At 38.8% G+C, this 17,573-nt stretch carries 13 protein-coding genes; 7 read left to right on the top strand and 6 right to left on the bottom strand.

Annotated elements, in window-relative coordinates; all coding sequences use genetic code 11:
* Nucleotides 1-443: 443 nt before the first annotated feature.
* The 3 genes from AC012T_RS01550 to AC012T_RS01540 form a co-directional block, all read right to left on the bottom strand.
* Entirely contained in the window at nucleotides 444-1,949 is a 1,506-nt protein-coding gene (locus AC012T_RS01550) for an Ig-like domain-containing domain (RefSeq protein WP_487062573.1), read from the bottom strand.
* Nucleotides 1,950-2,064: 115 nt separating this feature from the next.
* On the bottom strand, nucleotides 2,065-2,844 hold the full coding sequence (locus AC012T_RS01545) for a TIGR03943 family putative permease subunit (RefSeq protein ID WP_487062572.1): 780 nt from the start codon (nucleotides 2,842-2,844) through the stop codon (nucleotides 2,065-2,067).
* A gap of 70 nt (nucleotides 2,845-2,914) precedes the next feature.
* Nucleotides 2,915-3,967, bottom strand: a complete 1,053-nt coding sequence (locus AC012T_RS01540) for a permease (protein WP_487066400.1) — start codon at nucleotides 3,965-3,967, stop codon at nucleotides 2,915-2,917.
* A gap of 1,048 nt (nucleotides 3,968-5,015) precedes the next feature.
* On the opposite strand from AC012T_RS01540, the gene AC012T_RS01535 reads away from it, so the two are divergent.
* Nucleotides 5,016-5,813 carry an exosortase-dependent surface protein XDP2 gene (locus tag AC012T_RS01535; RefSeq protein ID WP_487062571.1) on the top strand — a complete coding sequence of 266 codons (798 nt, stop codon included), beginning with the start codon at nucleotides 5,016-5,018 and terminating at the stop codon, nucleotides 5,811-5,813.
* 10 nt (nucleotides 5,814-5,823) lie between these two features.
* Here the strand turns inward: AC012T_RS01535 and AC012T_RS01530 are convergent, their stop codons facing one another.
* The gene (locus AC012T_RS01530) at nucleotides 5,824-7,311 is read right to left on the bottom strand and encodes a glycosyl hydrolase family 57 (protein WP_487062570.1); all 1,488 of its coding nucleotides are present in this window, start codon (nucleotides 7,309-7,311) and stop codon (nucleotides 5,824-5,826) included.
* Between the two features lie 54 nt (nucleotides 7,312-7,365).
* Here AC012T_RS01530 and AC012T_RS01525 point away from each other — a divergent pair, with 54 nt between their 5' ends.
* Both AC012T_RS01525 and AC012T_RS01520 read left to right on the top strand, forming a co-directional pair.
* Nucleotides 7,366-7,944: a metal-dependent hydrolase gene (locus tag AC012T_RS01525; protein ID WP_487062569.1), complete on the top strand. Its 579-nt coding sequence runs from the start codon at nucleotides 7,366-7,368 to the stop codon at nucleotides 7,942-7,944.
* Between the two features lie 254 nt (nucleotides 7,945-8,198).
* A complete protein-coding gene (locus AC012T_RS01520) occupies nucleotides 8,199-8,495 on the top strand; it encodes a hypothetical protein (RefSeq protein ID WP_487062568.1) in 297 nt (98 codons plus the stop codon).
* A 348-nt stretch (nucleotides 8,496-8,843) separates the two neighbouring features.
* Here the strand turns inward: AC012T_RS01520 and AC012T_RS01515 are convergent, their stop codons facing one another.
* Entirely contained in the window at nucleotides 8,844-9,716 is an 873-nt protein-coding gene (locus tag AC012T_RS01515; RefSeq protein WP_487062567.1) for an SDR family NAD(P)-dependent oxidoreductase, read from the bottom strand.
* A gap of 612 nt (nucleotides 9,717-10,328) precedes the next feature.
* Between AC012T_RS01515 and pheT the strand changes: the two genes are divergently transcribed.
* From pheT to AC012T_RS01495, 4 genes are all read left to right on the top strand, one after another.
* Nucleotides 10,329-12,764 carry a phenylalanine--tRNA ligase subunit beta gene (gene pheT / locus AC012T_RS01510; protein ID WP_487062566.1) on the top strand — a complete coding sequence of 812 codons (2,436 nt, stop codon included), beginning with the start codon at nucleotides 10,329-10,331 and terminating at the stop codon, nucleotides 12,762-12,764.
* Nucleotides 12,765-13,155: 391 nt separating this feature from the next.
* Entirely contained in the window at nucleotides 13,156-13,284 is a 129-nt protein-coding gene (locus AC012T_RS01505) for a hypothetical protein (protein WP_277882422.1), read from the top strand.
* An 811-nt stretch (nucleotides 13,285-14,095) separates the two neighbouring features.
* Nucleotides 14,096-14,809: an acyltransferase gene (locus AC012T_RS01500; protein ID WP_487062565.1), complete on the top strand. Its 714-nt coding sequence runs from the start codon at nucleotides 14,096-14,098 to the stop codon at nucleotides 14,807-14,809.
* Nucleotides 14,810-14,892: 83 nt separating this feature from the next.
* Nucleotides 14,893-16,071, top strand: coding sequence for an acyltransferase family protein (locus AC012T_RS01495; RefSeq protein WP_487062564.1), 1,179 nt, complete (start codon nucleotides 14,893-14,895; stop codon nucleotides 16,069-16,071).
* 112 nt (nucleotides 16,072-16,183) lie between these two features.
* Here AC012T_RS01495 and AC012T_RS01490 read toward each other — a convergent pair whose 3' ends face one another.
* The gene (locus AC012T_RS01490) at nucleotides 16,184-17,071 is read right to left on the bottom strand and encodes an aromatic ring-hydroxylating dioxygenase subunit alpha (RefSeq protein WP_487062563.1); all 888 of its coding nucleotides are present in this window, start codon (nucleotides 17,069-17,071) and stop codon (nucleotides 16,184-16,186) included.
* Nucleotides 17,072-17,573: the final 502 nt, after the last annotated feature.

Below are 17,573 nucleotides of genomic sequence, written 5' to 3'. Positions count from 1 at the left end.
CTAGGCTATAGGCAAAAGCCAGAAAGCTTTAATGCTCATAGAATTGAATTCTTTTGTCTATGTTTAATTGTCTAGTTATTTGTACCTGACTGTATGTACTAGTCATGAGAGAGTATCCTAATTGTGCATTTAAAATTGATGCTGATAACGCCGTTATAACATTGTCAGTTTCTTGTGCGTCAACTTTCTGTATGATGTAGTCTTTTTCTCCTCAAGTGGTAGAGGGTGTGAACCTACTTGACGTTGGTTAAAAGTTATATTAATTTGCTAAAAATTATTATGCCTCCTGCGCTCTCCACTCAGATACTACAATTGGGTAGAGAGAGGCAGATATTTTCTGGTGTTAAAGTATTAAATTTTACATTAAAAAATAGGAGTCAGGAGTCAGGAGTCAGAAGGCAGGAGAAAGAATTTATTTTCCTCCCCTGCAACCCATGTCTTGATCAAGGTAGCCAGTGGGGATGAAAACCGACTAACGGTAGCTGTTCTGGCTTGATTTCGATGTTTTCTACATCAGTGATTGGTAGCAGAGGCATTAACCACAGACTACTAGTAGCAATTGGCTCTCCATCATCAGTTTTTAAAGTATTGGCAGATAAAGAAGTTTGTGGCGTACTATTTTGCATTGCTACTACTTGGTCGAACAATATACCCAAACCGTCAGGTGCTAAACTCATTTGCACATTTCGTTGGGCTGGTGGCAGCATCAATAGTGGTTTTTGCTGCTCAGTTTTCAGATTAATCGCCACTAAATAAGGCTGTTCTATATATTGTTCTTGTGATACTAGCTGTGTGAGCAAGCAGTAGAGGGTGGGTGAGGCAGGATCAAAATCACAGCCGAGAATTGAGCCTGTTGTTTTTAATAGTTGTTTCTGTACACCTTGATTGGTGACTAGGAATAAATCTCGTGTATAGTCAGTATTAAATTTGACCATTACGGCTTGTGAACCATCCTTGGAGAAAGCTTGGACTAGTCCAAATTGTGGTAAAAAATCTAGTGGTTTAGTGGCATCTCCTTCGAGGGATAAAATTGCTGTTCCTTGTCCTTGAGCAACTGCTACAGCTTTACTATCTGGTGTGATGAGAAAGTCTCCACCGGGTTGGCTTTCCAGGCGTTTTGGAGTAGGCCGGTTTCCATAATTATCGGTGGTTGCTGGAAGATGCCACAGGCCAAAATCTCCTGGATTATCTCTTTTGCCTCGTTGAACAACTATTGTTTGTCCATCAGGGGATAAATCAAATTTCAGGTTTTGATAGTCTTTATTATCTAAAATTAGGTCAAGTTTACCTGCTGGTTCTGGTTGTTCATCAATTTTGCTGGTAATACCTGTTGTAACTGTATATAGTTGGGCTGAGAGTAGGTCTGGATTCTTGGCAGAGCGCGCAGAGAATAATATTTTCTCTCCATTGGGAAATGGCTCGAAATCCATGACAACTATATCTGGGGGGGTAAGTACTTTCTTTTGCTCTTGAGTTAGGTTGTAGAGTACTAACTTTCCTTGTTCTTGTTGATTAGCTCCTATGTAAAGTAAGGCACGATTGCGAGTACTAAAACTTCCTGTAAAAGGCTGAATTTCTCTTTTTTTTCCTTCTGTTTCTGAGAATTTATCTCTGGCTCCTTGCAATAAAATTTTATAATTTGTGCCGTAGGGAGCGGGTGTTAGTAGTGTGTAAACCATCCGTCTTCCTGCCCAACTGACCTTACCGGCTAGTGGTGGATCAATTTTTAAATTATCCTCTACGCTTTTGGTGTCCATTGGACGGCTAAACGTGAGGCTAAAAGCTGTGTCCTCTGCACCAATTTGTTGATTTTGCCAGTTAAAATTCCTAACGAGGGGCTTAACTGCGTCACCTTGTAAGATGACGAACCCAATCAGCAAACTTAAGAGGAGCATGAGAGCGATCGCTATTCGATCTAGTGGTTGAATAAATTTATGGGATTTAGTCATTAGTCATTGGGCATTGGTCATTGGGCATTGGGCATTGGGCATTGGGCATTGGGCATTGGTCGTTGGTGAATAATTATTCTCTGTCACCTGTCACCTGTCACCTGTCATCTATTCCCTAATAACTATAAGGATTTTCAGGTTGGGGAATTTTTTTGAGGGAGGTAGCTTTGATAGTAAGTTGGCGTTTATTGGCTACATTTTCTGTGATCATTTGTCCCTCTACTTCTAGCCAGACATCTGGGGGATACTGATCACGATTATCTGGAATTTGAACGGGTAAACCTGCGGGATAGACATCTGCGGCACAACAAGTGATCACAAATTTTGCCAATAACAAAAAGTCTTGATCTAATTCTGGGGGATGGATCACAAATCCCTGGACTTTAACCTTTTGTCCTGTGTATGCGTCTGGTTCTGGATAGACATTGAGGATGCGTACCCAGTCTATGAGCGATCGCTCTTCTGGCCGCACAGTAGCGCGAAAGGCTTGGGGTTGGGAGCGTGTGGCTCCAAGTATCTCTGTTACACCCCGATCAAGTGCTGTTTGACTAGTAAAAACACGAGGAGTAATTATAAATCCTAAAATTGCTGTGGTTAGCAGCAAACCACTACCCCAACCAGGGGGAAATAAATTTATATGCTGATCGTTATTAGTAGGTGCTTCATAACGACGACGGCGTTTCCAAAGTTGTTTTCCCTTGAAAAACCCAACAATTAGTAAACCGACAGCACCCATAATTACTAACCAAAAATAATCGGGGTGAATCAATAAGTTTAGTTTACTTGTGAGCCAATATTTCAGCATTAATATTCCCCAAGCTGTAATTGCTAGTACATCTAGCCAGGGAATCAACTGATTTTGGATTTTGGATTTTGGATTTTGAATTGAAGTCATTTTTTATTCGTCATTTTTTATTAAAAAAATACAACGAGCAACTACAGTGGATATAACTAAATACGAAACCTTACATAACGTGCAGATTCAAAAGTAAAGTCAAGAAAAATGTCAATAGTCCGGCTAAAGCAAATAGATAAAATAAGGCTCTAGGTTTGAAAATTGATAACATCAAACCAACACCTTTGATGTCAATCATGGGGCCAAATACCAAAAATGCTAACAAAGAACCACTGGTAAAAGTTGAGGCAAAAGATAGTGCAAAGAAAGCATCGACTGTAGAACAGATTGATACTACTGCGGCTAAAACCAACATAGCTAAGATGGAGGTGATTGGCCCAGCACCTAAACTGAGGATGAGTTCACGGGGCGCTAGAACTTGAATAGAAGCAGCAATAGCACTTCCTACTACCATCACGCCTCCTAATTCTCGTAATTCTTGGACTATATTATCCAATACTAGACGGAGTTTATCTGCAACAGGTTTATTGACGCTAGAAGTTGAAAGATTTGTTTGGATTAAATTATCACTTATCCTGGTGGATATACCTGCTTTACCGCCCAGAATATAAGTTCCTGATTGCAAAAGGCTATTAGTTGCTTCTGTTGGTGCTTGGTAACGCCTTCCCTTACGTTTAGCGTCTTGTTTAGCAGGTGGATTATATTTCAGATAACGAGCGATAGTCGGTTGCACAAAAGGACTTAAATCTTGCTGAAAACTGAAAATAAAACCGATAATAGTAGCGATCGCTAAAGACAACACAACTCTTAACACTACTATTTCTGGTTGATCTCGAAATGCTGTCCAAGTTGCCCAAATCACAATTGGGTTAATTGTCGGTGCTGCTAGTAAAAAGCCAATTGCTACGGGTGTGGGTACTCCCTGCATCAATAACCGCCGTGCAACCGGCACATTACCGCACTCACACACCGGAAACAAAAAGCCAATCATGCTGCCTACTAAAGCCCCCAGCAGAGGATTTGTTGGCATTTTCTCTACTAATTTGCGCTCATCAATAAAAAACAGCAGAAAACTGGAGAATAACACTCCCAGCAGCAAAAAAGGCATCGCCTCGACTAGCAGACTTAGAAATAGCGTAAAACCGTTGTTCAGTTGATTCATCATGCGTCGCAGTCAAAAGCGGTTTTGAGTTTTAGGGTTATGCCTAGTCATTTTATCGAAATGGGGATCAAATGGGGATCAAAGACAGAACTAGAAAAGTAAACAATCATTATACTCAGTCATTTAGGCATATTGGAGTTATTGAAGCAATTCCTGATAGTATAGCGATCCTATTTGAGTTGAGAACTGATTGGTGGGGGCAGGGAATAGGGAATAGGGAACAGGGAACAGGGAACAGGGAAAAGAAAGCGTTCATAAATCATTTAGGATTGCTATATATGCAAGAAGATGTGAGTATAAGGCAAAAGTCTCGTAGAGCTAATTCATAAATTACTTCTACTTTTTGAGCTTTTTTACTGCATAGTTATTTTATCCCTGCTGCACTAGATAGATATTTTTCGTTGAGTATATTTACTACTGATGACAATTGACAATATCTCAGATGATCTAAATATCCCAAATAGTTCCAATTAAGTATTTCAATCATCGCTCTGTAGGATTATAAATTATTTAAATTGGTCTTTTTATTCAACCAGTTTTGGTAAATAATTCGATATTTGGCTTTAAGCTTGATTGTTTTTTTACTTGTTTGTAGTCAGCCCTACGCGGAGTTGATCTTGATATTTGTTACTTTTTCACTACAAAAATGCTAAAAAGCAAGACTATTATAGATAAATTTTGATAAAGACACTGGCAGCTACTATGAGTGTCATGATAATAACACGGTAAGTATCAGCATTTTATTCTCCCATCATAACTTCTGAAATGTCTAATTCATTAGCATTTTGCATATTTTTACAGGTTCTTCATACTCAAACACCTAAGTAAACTGTATTTTCCGCATTTCAATATTTACTGGATAATACTGTTGTCTACCTTGAAACCCATATCAATAGACGAAATGATTCATGTTTTGTGATCGCAATTGGCTGAAAAAAATATACCAGCATATTTTCGGGTTACAAATTATCAGTTTTTCGAGATAGTTGAAGTTAATTGCCAATAAAAAGCAAAAAAACTCCAACTTATATAAATCTGGGAAAATTTGATGAAAATTAAAAGTGCATTTATCTCTATAAGTCTGCTTCTCGGTGCTGTGTTATGCGGTGCTAACTCCGCTGAAGCTGCAAGTTTTACCAGCAATGTTACCAAGACAGATGCTAAAAGTGATGTGATCTTAAACTCCATTACTCAAAATGGAAAAACATTTGATAACTTCTCTTACGTCAACAAGGCTATTATTAAGTTCAATACACCAAGAACAAAAGATCCTAACAGTGGTGCGGCTAGTACCGATAGAGGTGATAAGGCCACTTATCCACTAACAACAGCCGAAGACCCTACAGCTAATGCTATTGCTGCATTTTTGGGTAATAACAACTTAAACAACATCATTGACACTGAAGATGTTGGTTCTTTCTCAATAGATGTTATCTTTGATAGCAAAATAGTTAAAGACGATTCAGGATTGGATAGTCTTTTCTTTTGGGAACGGGGCATGAATAGTGACTTGGGTATTCAGGCATTGGATATGTCTGGAAACGTGATTGGTAGTTTCAAAAAACTTTCAGAAACACGTAATTCCAATAACAATGCTGGCTTCCAAATTGACACAATAGAAATTGGGGGCGCTCAAAATGTAGGTTCTTGGGGTATTAGTCTTGATACTCTGGGAGTTACTGAATTAAGTGGTTTGAGATTAACATCAGACAAAAGCTATAGTGGCCCTGATTTTAAGGTAATAGCTAGAACCTCTGTACCGGAACCAACAACCATACTTGGGTTAGGTGCGGTTGCTGGACTCGCTTTATTACGCCGTCGTCAGTTGAAACAGAATTCTATTTAATTGGTTGGTGTTAAAGTAAATTTTCACCACGTTGGTATATATCCCGTGCATAATCAGTCCAAGCACCTTGTCCCCAATATCGAAAACAACTTGTTTGTAGTAACAGATTATGTAATAAAACTTGGCGATAGTGAGGTTGTCTAGTTACAGGTTCATCTGCATTATTAGACGATATTTGATCAAATTTTTGATGAAATGAACTGCTTAATTCATACATGGGAGATAAAACATTTTCGTATCCTTGAACCCAACTAATATGATTAGTCCATGATGCCCCATCAATATGAAAATTGGGGTTATTTTTTTTGATTTCTTGAATGGCATTTTCTACAGCATCTGGTTGAGAATTATTTGGTGCAATCTGCTGCCAAATTTGATGCTGTCCTACTGGTTGACATTGGGGAAAGTCTTCAGGTTGACAACCAGCATCTGCTAGTAATTCTAAATATTCTGTACCACAAACACCTACTACTCCGGTTTTTCCTCCCCCATTCTGCACCATATCCCCCCAAGCTTGTTTAAAACCGCTGGGAAATTCATTCATCATCACACCACCATTTTCACCATCACCAATTTGGCTAACAATTGGCGGTACTAAAACATTACCTAATTGTTGTTTAGATAAGGTTTTGGCTTCGTAATATGGCTGCATTTGAGCAACTAATTTTGTATCTGAACCTTGGGTTTTAATTAAGGCGGTAATACTAATAGTTTCTCCTTGGGAATTGCGAGCAATTAAACTATGTGGTAAATGTTTTTGGGTGATTGATTGACCGCTAATTGTTTCTATAGTGTGTTCTTGTACCAATAACCAACGGTATCCACATTCTTTGAGGGCTTTGATGAATGCAAAGAGGGTATCGGGGTGATTGGGTAGATGCATTTCTGGGGGAGAAAATCCCTTGACTCGCGCTAGTGCTTCCCAACCAAAAATTGCCGCGAAATGTTGTTGCCAAGCGATGATATGCAGTTTAATATCTGCTATGGGTGTAGAAGGAATGACGGCGTGACTCCACATTGTTCCCAACCATTCTACATAAGGCTGATAGGTAGGATCACAAGTTACGCGTTTAAGATTGTCGAGAATGTCGCTTCTTCCCATTTGTCGGAGTCCCCACAACAGATTACCAGAGTAATCCAACATGACACGGGGATTGCAACCTTGATTGACTAGTTCAGGTATAAAGTCACCTATCCGGCTGTAACAATAAGCAAAGGGGGCTGCGTTGTGGTTGTCTCCCTCGTGCTGATGTTCAAACATATATTGCAGATTGCTGATGAGTGAAGCATTCTGTCCAGCTGGTATAGTGGGCTGGTGCATATGGAGTGCGATCGCAAATACTGCATTTACATCTGCTAATTTAATATTAGTTGTTGGTAAAAATACAGGCTGATTATGGTTGACTACAGCCAGAACTTCTGTTTCCCAACCAGATATATTTGGTAAATCATCAATGATTTCGGGCAAATTGGGCAGATTAGTAGGTAATTGAAACATTTCTGGTTGCTCCGAAACGATGTATAACTGTCAATCTTGCACCAATATCTGGCTATGAACACCCCCAGTCACGCAATTCTCAATCTGGTGATTTTTAATCAACAACTACGAACTCAGGCTAGTCCAGCGATTATTATCGGTGCAGTCCTTCCAGATATTCCCATCTTTGTGTTCTACTTCTTGATGAAGTTTGTTTACCGTTTACCAGAACGCCAAATTTGGTCTGAGGTTTATTATCAACCTTTTTGGCAATTTATTGTCAGTACGTTTCATTCGATCCCTTTAGCGTTACTGGGTTTATTAATTGCCCATATCGGGAATTGGCAAGTAATTGAGGTAGGTTTTATAAGTATGGTGTTGCATTCTTTGTTAGATTTACCAGTTCATAACAATGATGCTCATCGTCACTTTTTTCCTTTCAGTAATTATCGTTTTATCAGTCCTATTTCTTATTGGGATGTAAATCATTATGGACGCATTGCGGCTTTTGTAGAAATTCTATTGGTTTTAGGAGCGACAATTTATTTATTTTCTAGTATTCAAGCTTATTTGGGTGCAGGTTTGCTAGTTGCAGTTAATGTATTTTCTTGGTTTGGGTATTTTCGGTTTTATGTGAAAAGGAAAACTAATTGATGCGGGAGAATCCCAAATTTGTAAGTTTATTTTTTCTGAGCTTCTAACTTAAACAAGACATGAAATGAACGAACCACGAAGAAGCGAAGGACACGAAGGTAAGAAGAAAGAAGAGAGTTTTCAGATACTTATTCTGCATTTTTGCAAAATTGGGATGCTCCGACTTGATGCGGACTATGGTTAGGAAATCAAAGTTTTGAAGAACAACAGGACTTTGGTATTAGGGTTATTAAAGTTTTTGGAGGTACAGTTTAATGTTAACCTTGGACGTGCAATCAATTTTAAGCTCAATTACCAATGAAGTGGCTTGGGAAAATATCATCCAATTTGAAAAATTGGATCAACGGGTAGATACAGCTAATATGTTATGTCCTAATCTGATTGGGGTAAATGAAGGTTATATTGAATGGTGTCCTAATTCTGAGCCACCTAGTCGGTTAGAAATTTTAATTTGGTGGTGGGTTATTCGCCCAGATTTGGGTGCAGCTATAGCTATTGAAGCACCTGATGAATTAAAAAAAGTTATTGGTAAATATATTTTAGAAAATTAGTAATTATGGATTTGCTAAACTAAAAATACACCTAAAAAAAGGCAATATCAGGGTGTACACACAAGTCCTATTTAAGATTAAATCGGCGGTTAGAAACCGCAACTACACAGGCAAAACCAGTATTGTTTCTTAGTCCACGCAGGTGGACTTCGTTTGTGTAGCCGTGATTTATAATCGCCAGGGCTTGTTTTGGGTAATCAGATCACTTGTGTGTACACCGTAGGCAAGCGAGGAGGGGAACTGGATTTCCCAATTAAGTCTGGGTAAGGATATGTGTATATAGTAGAGAGAGGGATTTTACAACTTCGTCGAACTTCCGTTAAACAAAGTCTCTACATTCTTCATTTCCTACTTACGGGCTGAACCGAAAGCCAGCCTATTTCTAGAGAACAACGAATTGCTAAAATGCTGGATTTTTCTGACAAAACTCTTGATTAAGTTGGGTTGGGGTTGTTTTCTTGGTGCTGCTAGTTTTAAAACTATTTCTAACAACCAAGGGGCAAAATTTTGACACAAAACGGCTAAATGAGATTGCCATCCGACTAAGATTTCTGATGAGTCTTTTTCTAGTCCTCTGGTGAGTGCTTGGGCGACTTGTTGGGGTGTCATCGGGGTGACTCCACGAAATAGTTTTAAGTCTCGCACCATGTCTGTGTCGGTGAGGGTGGGAAGTAAGGCGACAACGCGGATGTTGTGTTCGGCTAGTTCCCGACGGAGGGCTTGGGTAAAGCCGAGAATTGCAAACTTGGTGGCTGAATAGGTGGCCATTGTGGGGGCTGCAACTTTCCCCATGAGACTGGAAACATTGACGATTGTTCCCTCTTTTTGACTGGCCATACGACGGGCTATCAGACTCGTGAGGTTGTACATTCCTAACAAGTTGACGGAGAGTTCTTCTTGGACTTGGGGGAGTTTTGATTGCAGAAATGAGTTCTGATATGCGACTCCTGCACAGTTAACTAAAAGGTGTATGGGGCCATCTGTGCGCCATAGTTGAGCGATCGCAATATTTACGTTGACGGCTTGCGTCAAATCTAATTCTATGATTGTGGTTTCAGTCCCGAATGCCTCGATTTCTTGGGCTACTTCGGCTAATTTATGGCGATCGCGTGCTACCAATATCAGCCGCTTTACTCCTTGTTGGGCTAACTCTAGTGCGATCGCTTTGCCAATTCCACGGGAAGCACCCGTAATCAGAGCTACTTTATCTTGAATCTTCATCGGTTTTCACCTCCATATTCTTCGTCTTACCACTTGCTTCTTTGCAATCCAAAGGTCAGACGATTGATGATTGGTAATAGATTGATGATTGGTAATACTAGTCAAACGAGCATCTCTAGCTAATCCGGCAATACCCCTCCATTGCCTATACGAAGCCGAAATTTCTCGTTGGTACGATAGTCAAAACTCAAGTCCATCGGCGTGGATACAGCGCATCGGTTTTACCTCTCTTTAATCCGAGCATTCACTAGTATGTTGCCACTACACACGTTAGCAACTAAATCAAGAGATTGCAATCTTTTTTAATAAGAATCGCTTAACATTTGTTTACGAAGCATATATATAAAATTATTTTCTTTGATAAGTTTTTATGAATACTGGATGATCCCCGTATTGATACCTTGACAATTGGGGGAACAGGAGGCCAAAAAGTTGGAGATATGAGAACAGACAGTCATCTCAAACCCATACACACAAGGACTGTTAAATATGTTCCCTGTTTCCGGCAATCAAACGGACTTCATTCTAATAATTAATGTTCATTTTTCAATTGCTGACTAGAAACCCTAAAATGAGAGCAGCAAAAGACGATTCCGAACACAAGCACACTCCATGCGTATTTCTCTAAATTGGCTACGTGAACTAGTAGAAATAAAACTTAGTCCAGAAGAATTGGCGGAAACCCTGACAATAGCTGGGTTTGAAGTAGAAGATATTGAAGATCGCCGCACTTGGGCAAATGGCGTAGTTGTGGGGAGAGTGCTTGAGCGTCAACCCCACCCCAACGCTGATAAACTGAGTGTATGTACAGTTGATATTGGGGCAGATGAGACTTTAAATATTGTTTGTGGTGCGGCGAACGTCCGTGCGGATATTTATGTCCCAGTTGCCACTACAGGCACGTATTTACCAAATATCGACTTAAAAATTAAACCTGCAAAACTACGCGGTGTGCCATCTAATGGGATGATTTGTTCTTTAAAAGAACTGGGTTTACCTACAGATATAGATGGAATTCATATTTTCACCCAAGAAAATCTGCCTTTAGGTAGTGACGTGCGTCCATTGTTGGGTTTAGAGGATGTAATTTTAGATGTTGCTACTACCGCTAACCGTGCTGATGCTTTGAGTATGGTGGGTATAGCTAGGGAAGTGGCAGCTTTAACTGGTGGAAAGTTATCTATTCCCGCACCTGGTGAAGTCACAATTACCAAAGATACAAGTAACTTAAGTTTAAAAATTTCTGAACCCGAAGCTTGCCCTGCTTATATTGGGACGGTGATTGAACAGATCAAAATTGCCCCCTCTCCTGAATGGTTAAAACAGCGTTTACTTGCTGCTGGGGTACGACCAATTAATAATGTAGTAGACATCACCAACTTTGTATTGTTGGAACGGGGACAACCTCTACACGCTTTTGATTGCGATCGCTTAAAATCTGTAGCTGGGGGTGAAAATTTAACCGTTGGTGTCCGCTTTGCTAATGCTGGAGAAACCCTCAAAACCTTAGATGGCCAAACCCGCACCCTCTCAACCCAGAATTTATTAATTACTGCTAACAACAAAGCTGTAGCCTTAGCAGGAGTCATGGGTGGGGAAGAAACTGAAGTTCATCAAGCTACACAAAGCCTAGTTTTAGAAGCGGCTTTATTTGATTCTGTCGCTATTCGGCGTTCTTCTCGCAGTGTTGGTTTAAGAAGTGAAGCTTCTGGCAGATACGAAAGAGGAGTTAACCGCGCTGAATTAGAAATAGCTTGTAACCGAGCTTTATCATTAATTAGCGAATTGGCTGCGGGTGTAATTGTTCAGCAAGAAATTTCTGATCATCGTCCTCACCCTTCTACCTGGTCGCATTCTATCGCATTGCGTTTAGATAGGATTAACGAAGTACTAGGGCCAATTGAATTGGGAGAAGAAACGGGAGTACTAGAAGCAGAAAATGTAGAAAAAATCTTAACTGCATTAGGGTGTGAATTAGTCGGTAGTGGAGAACGCACATGGACAGTTACCGTTCCTCCCTATCGTTACCGCGACTTAGAACGGGAAATAGATTTAATTGAAGAAATTGCCCGTCTTTACGGTTATGACAAATTCTGCGACACCTTACCAGAAAAGTCTGAAGCTGGCTATCTACCCTTAGATCAAGAATTAATCCGCAAATTACGCGCTTATTTACGGGCTGAAGGTTTAACAGAATTAATCCATTATTCTCTAGTTAAACCAGGGGAAAGCCAACAGGTAGTCTTAACAAATCCTTTATTTGCAGAATATTCAGCATTGCGGACTGATTTGATTGCTGGGTTAATTGATGCCTGTCAATATAATATTGAACAGGGAAATGGGGTACTGAATGGTTTTGAAATTGGGCGCATTTTCTGGCGAGAAGAAGAAGGTTTAGAAGAAGCCGAAATGTTGGCGGGGATCATCGGTGGTGATGCTACTGTTGGTAAATGGTCACGAGGTGGTCGTGAACAACCGATTACTTGGTTTGAAGCTAAAGGCATTTTAGAAAGCGTATTTAAGCAATTTAGCTTATTAGTAGAATTTCAACCTGAAAATCGAGATTCCCGTTTACATCCAGGACGCACTGCTTCTTTATGGGTACGGGGGAATAGATTGGGAACTTTTGGACAAGTTCATCCTCAATTGCGGAAAGAAAAAGGTTTGCCAGAGGCAGTTTATGTGTTCCAATTAAGTTTGGATGTACTTTTAAATGCGCTGGATGATGATGAGTTGTTGATTCCCAAATTTAACTCCTATTCTACCTATCCGGCCAGTGACAGAGATATTGCCTTTTTTGCACCTGTGAAAGTCACGGTTTCAGAAATTGAAAAGGTGATTACCAAAGCGGGTAAAGGTTTGCTGGATTCTGTGGAATTGTTTGATGAGTATCGTGGTGAACACGTTCCCGAAGGACAGCGGAGTTTAGCGTTTCGTCTAGTCTATCGTTCAAGCGATCGCACTCTCACCGAAAATGAAGTTGAACCAGTTCATAATAAAGTCCGCACCGCTTTAGTAGAAAAGTTTGGTGTTAGTTTAAGAAGTTAGGATTTGGTAATTGGGAATTGGTAAGAGTTTTTTCCAATTCCCAATTATCATTACCATGAACGCCTAAAATCTCAAATAGATTTCTTTGATCCCAAGCTTCTTAGAGGATTACAAAAATTATGATTGCTTTTTATTATCTGTATTTTCTCTAATTTTAGTGGTTATATATGTTATTAATAGCCATTTTCCTGGAGTATAATTAATATCTTTTAATTAATAAAAATACCTATTATAAAACTATGCTTACTTTTAAATCTTTATATTTCTCATTTAAACTTTACTACTTCTTGATGAAAACTTTGTAAGTTTCTTTATAAGATAGTGGAAGCACACTACTCGTGTCACGATAAAGGCACTTTAGTGAATCAGTAAATTCTCTGTGTACATAATAATGACAACAGCAGCAGACTCAACAAACTGGCTGCAAGGAAGCCGTTATAGTAATCGGGGAAGCGTTTATTTGTTTGCTCCGATGGTTAACTTCAATGTAATGGCTGAAGTTGGAGATACTCCCCCTTAATTTAACGTACTTGTACTTGCTTAGAAAATTCATGAGGAATTCAACAATTACATCTTGATAGCAGTGAGAAAATTATATTTTCACCTGGGAAGAGTATAAACAGATGTAATTGAATTGGAATCAATATTTTGATATTTGATAATAGAATATCTGAATTATACTAGCTTGGCAAATTGCTAAATATTACACATCAAGAGTGAGATGTTTAATGTTGTGTTTAAGCATTAAGCTTTAGTATTAATCAGTTGGGAATATCAAAAAATATTTTCTCTAATTTCTAGCTAATACAAGTACTCAATATTGCAGCAGCAATCAGACAATTGCAAACTGCTGTAATTACAAAATTTGCTTGTAAACATATACAGCATTTTTTGGATAGCTATGTCTAACAATTAAATAACACCTGCATTGAATAGTTTTTAGCCTGACAAAATTGCTTTGGGTTTTTCAAATATTTGAAAAACCTTATATTAGCCATCTTATTTTTTAGTAATCTGCACTTTTAAAAAACAGGTCTAAAAATATAGATCATATAACCGAAGCCAGAATTCAGGAGTAAAAACCTTTTATTTATGTCCTAACTAACTGTCTGTTGCTATACATAATGAGACTTAGTTACAGGATATTCAGGACTTACGCAAAACAGAACAGAAGTAGGGATAATACCCTTCGGGAAGCAAGCTACATGAATTACCCCTACGCAAGAATCAGGTTTTGAGTTAAATCTTGCATAAGTCCTAATATTTTGAGTTAGGAATTTCACAATGATACAAATCTCCAATTTCAAAATTTAGCCGTGAAGAATAGAGTCATGAATGAATTAAACAAATTTTCAAAATGGAAGAGATTTCAAGAACTTTTCTTAACCACTCTTATAGGCGATATTCCGACAATTTTTGGGGGTGTAAAGTTACGTAATTTGCTATACCGCACTATTTTTGCTCAGATAGGTAGCTCAGTTTATATTCAAGATGGCGTTGAATTTATCAGTACCGATGCTATTGAAATTGGCGATAGAGTGTATATTTTTAAAGGTGTTCGTATAGATGGAGAAGGACATGAAAATAATATAATTCATCTAGAAAATGGAGTTATCCTAGAGCGTAACGTTCTGATAGGAGCATTAAACAAAACTTATATCGAAATTGGTGAAGATACTTTTATTGGCCCCAGCGTTTGTATTGCTGGCCCTGGAAATATCAAAATTGGTAAACAGTGTTTAATTGCAGCCCACACGGGAATATATGCCAATAATCACAATTTTACAGATCCAATGGAGCCAATCAAATACCAAGGTATTACTCAAAAGGGGATTGTGATTGAAGATGATTGTTGGCTAGGACATGGAGTGAAAGTGTTAGACGGTGTGACCATTGGTAAAGGCAGTGTTATTGGTGCTGGTGCTGTTGTGACTAAAGATATTCCTCCATTTTCGGTAGCTGTGGGTATACCTGCACGAGTGATTAAAAATCGTGATGGTAAAGAACTTGTTAAGTTGAAATCTACAGAATTATCCCACTCATAACACATTTTAAGTAAACAAAAATTCTGCTGTTAATCAGAGGTAAAAGTATCTATCATCCAAAACATAATTAGGAGATTAATTGAATGACAACAATAACAGAAAAATCTACTGAAAAAAGAATTCATCTTCCTTATTTGGATGGTTTAAGGGGATTGGCATCTTTGTATGTTGTACTTGTTCATGTTGAACCAGCAATCGGAGATCAATTACCTATGCACTGGTTCTTTTTTGCCAGGATTATGAAATATGGTGCATTTAGTGTGATCAGTTTTATTGTGCTTTCTGGTTATGTTTTAATGTTGCCAGTAGCTCGTTCTGAAAATGGTCATTTGCCGGGAAGTCTGATTAATTATATTAAGAGGCGCTCACGGAGAATTTTACCTCCATATTACATAGCCTTATTCATTTGTTTATTAATAGGAGCAGTTGTTTTCATATTAGAGCAATATACAAGTTTTAGGTGGAATGAAGTAGCTGGTTTCGGCTCATTTTCACCTAAATTTTCTTTGCTGGATGTTGTAACTCACCTGCTATTAATCCACAACTTTAGTGAGCATACTTCCATAAGTATTAACTCACCGATGTGGAGTATTCCAACGGAATGGCAAATGTATTTTTTGTTTCCACTTTTATTACTACCTATATGGCGGCGTGTTGGATTAACGTCAGTTGTTATCATCGCTTTTGTAATTGGGATAACACCGCTTTACTTATTAAATGGGTTTCTTGAACAAGCAAATCCTTGGCTTTTGGGTATATTTTCTTTAGGAATGGCGGCGGCAGATATTGGATTTTCTCGAAAACCCAGGCTAGTAGCGCTCAGAAATTCTCTACCTTGGGGTCGGTTGGCTATTATCTTTACTGGTATTGCCTTTATAACTGAATGGCGACCCCTCGGATTGCATATATGGATTAATCAGAGTTTTGCGGGTTTTGCATTTGCTTGTTTATTTATTTCCTTAACTAAGTCAATCACTGAAGGCAAAGAACCACCATTAGCATTAAGGATATTAGAACATCCTTGGGCGATCGCACTGGGGACATTTTCATATAGCCTATATCTTATTCATGGGCCAGTTTTGGTGTTTGTGCGTTACTTCCTGTTTTACCTGCCTATCTCACCAGATATGTTTGCGGCAGCATCCTATTTGCTAGGCACGGTAATGTCACTTATGATTGCTTATTGGTTTTACTTATTCTTTGAGCGGCCATTCATGTCTAGTTTCTTAAAAAAGCGGAAAATAAAAGATGTAGTAATTTAGAAAAACCTATGCAGAATTAATGATGAAGTAGGTTAAACTACTACCCATTTGGTCTGATGAAAAGATAAATTTACATTAAATTTTTCATCCCCCATTCTTTAGCGAAATCTGTCTAGCTACGCCATCGAAGTATCTTTTCTCTAATTGGGTTAACAAAAGAATGACCCTGTAGTTGAGATCGAGCAAATTCTGCCTTCAATCTATAATACCAACGTGCCTGAGCATCGGCATCTCCAACTAAAGTTAAGGGTGGATTATGTTTCAAGCCAATTTGTTGTTTAAGCAAAATTTTTCGATCTTGATGGAGAAAACTACGGGTAAACCATAGCAACAATGGCTTGAGAATGGGGAACCACGGTAAAGTTGTGTAAAACAGGGTTGTTTCCTCTGTTTCAGTTTCGGAAATAGGAGTAATTGCTGTTAAATTATAGACCATATTTTTATCAGTAGATACGCCCTCAATCCGAATTCCTGGCAAACGAAATGAGATTTCGATCTGTGGATTACGCCCAATCAAGCGATAGAAAAAGGTTTGTTGCTCTAGTGGATGCTTTCGCATGGTAAAGCCATACAGAGATGGGTCAAAGGTTTTGACTACCTCGTTTAATATTTCCGGGGAACGCCACCACCATGCCTGGTGAACGAAAGCAATATGAGCAGGATCGATTAATCCTACTACGGCGTGATCAACATCACAGGGAAGGCGGATAGATTCAAAAGCTTGGTGGGATTGGTCGCCAAAATCAGGGATTCTAGGGATGTCTTCTTGTATTAAAGAAGTTTCATTATTGGACATATAAATCCAGATATTTCCTTGTGCCTCTTGTATTGGATAACTTTTCGTTTCACCGAGTTTGGCAAAGACTTTGCCTGAGCTATTTCGACTAAAAACAATTAACTCGTTCAAGAGAGTTTTGGAAAGTGTTTTTCCAGGTTTTAGCTGCTTACTTGGTAATGCATAGTACCAAATATTTCTTAAAAACAAAGGTGATTTAGCCATTTGAGAATTTAGGTTTAAAGGAATTTTTTGATCACAATTTATGAGTTTATTTGCAATTAATTCAGGATATATGTTAGCTAATTGCATACATGGAGCGATTTTTTCCGCACTTGATCAGGACTTACGCAAGATGTGGCTGAAAATCTTATTATTACGTAGCGGTAATTCATGAATTACCGCTACTTTTGTTCTGTTTTGCGTAAGTCCTGTTTATCAAGGGAAGCGATCGCTCTCATTGCCAAAATCCAGACTTGATCTAGACAAGAGAGATGAGTCTTCACTGGAAGATGATTAATTCTGGAAACTGTGTAGAAAACTCAAGATGCAGACCTCTGTTGCCTACACTGAAGCATTCAAGGTGATTTGATTGATTGGAGTTGGAAATAACCCACAACAGCCATCTAGAGGCGGTGGAGAGTACCCCACAAGGCTTTTTTGCCATCATTTTTGGGGTGTCCCACAAAAGTTAACATCTTTATGTTAAGCGATCGCGGTAATTATG

The organism is Anabaena sp. EIM26, from assembly GCF_057568715.1.
The sequence above is the reverse complement of the archived record's forward strand: the minus strand, read 5'-3'. Positions and strand labels throughout refer to the sequence as shown.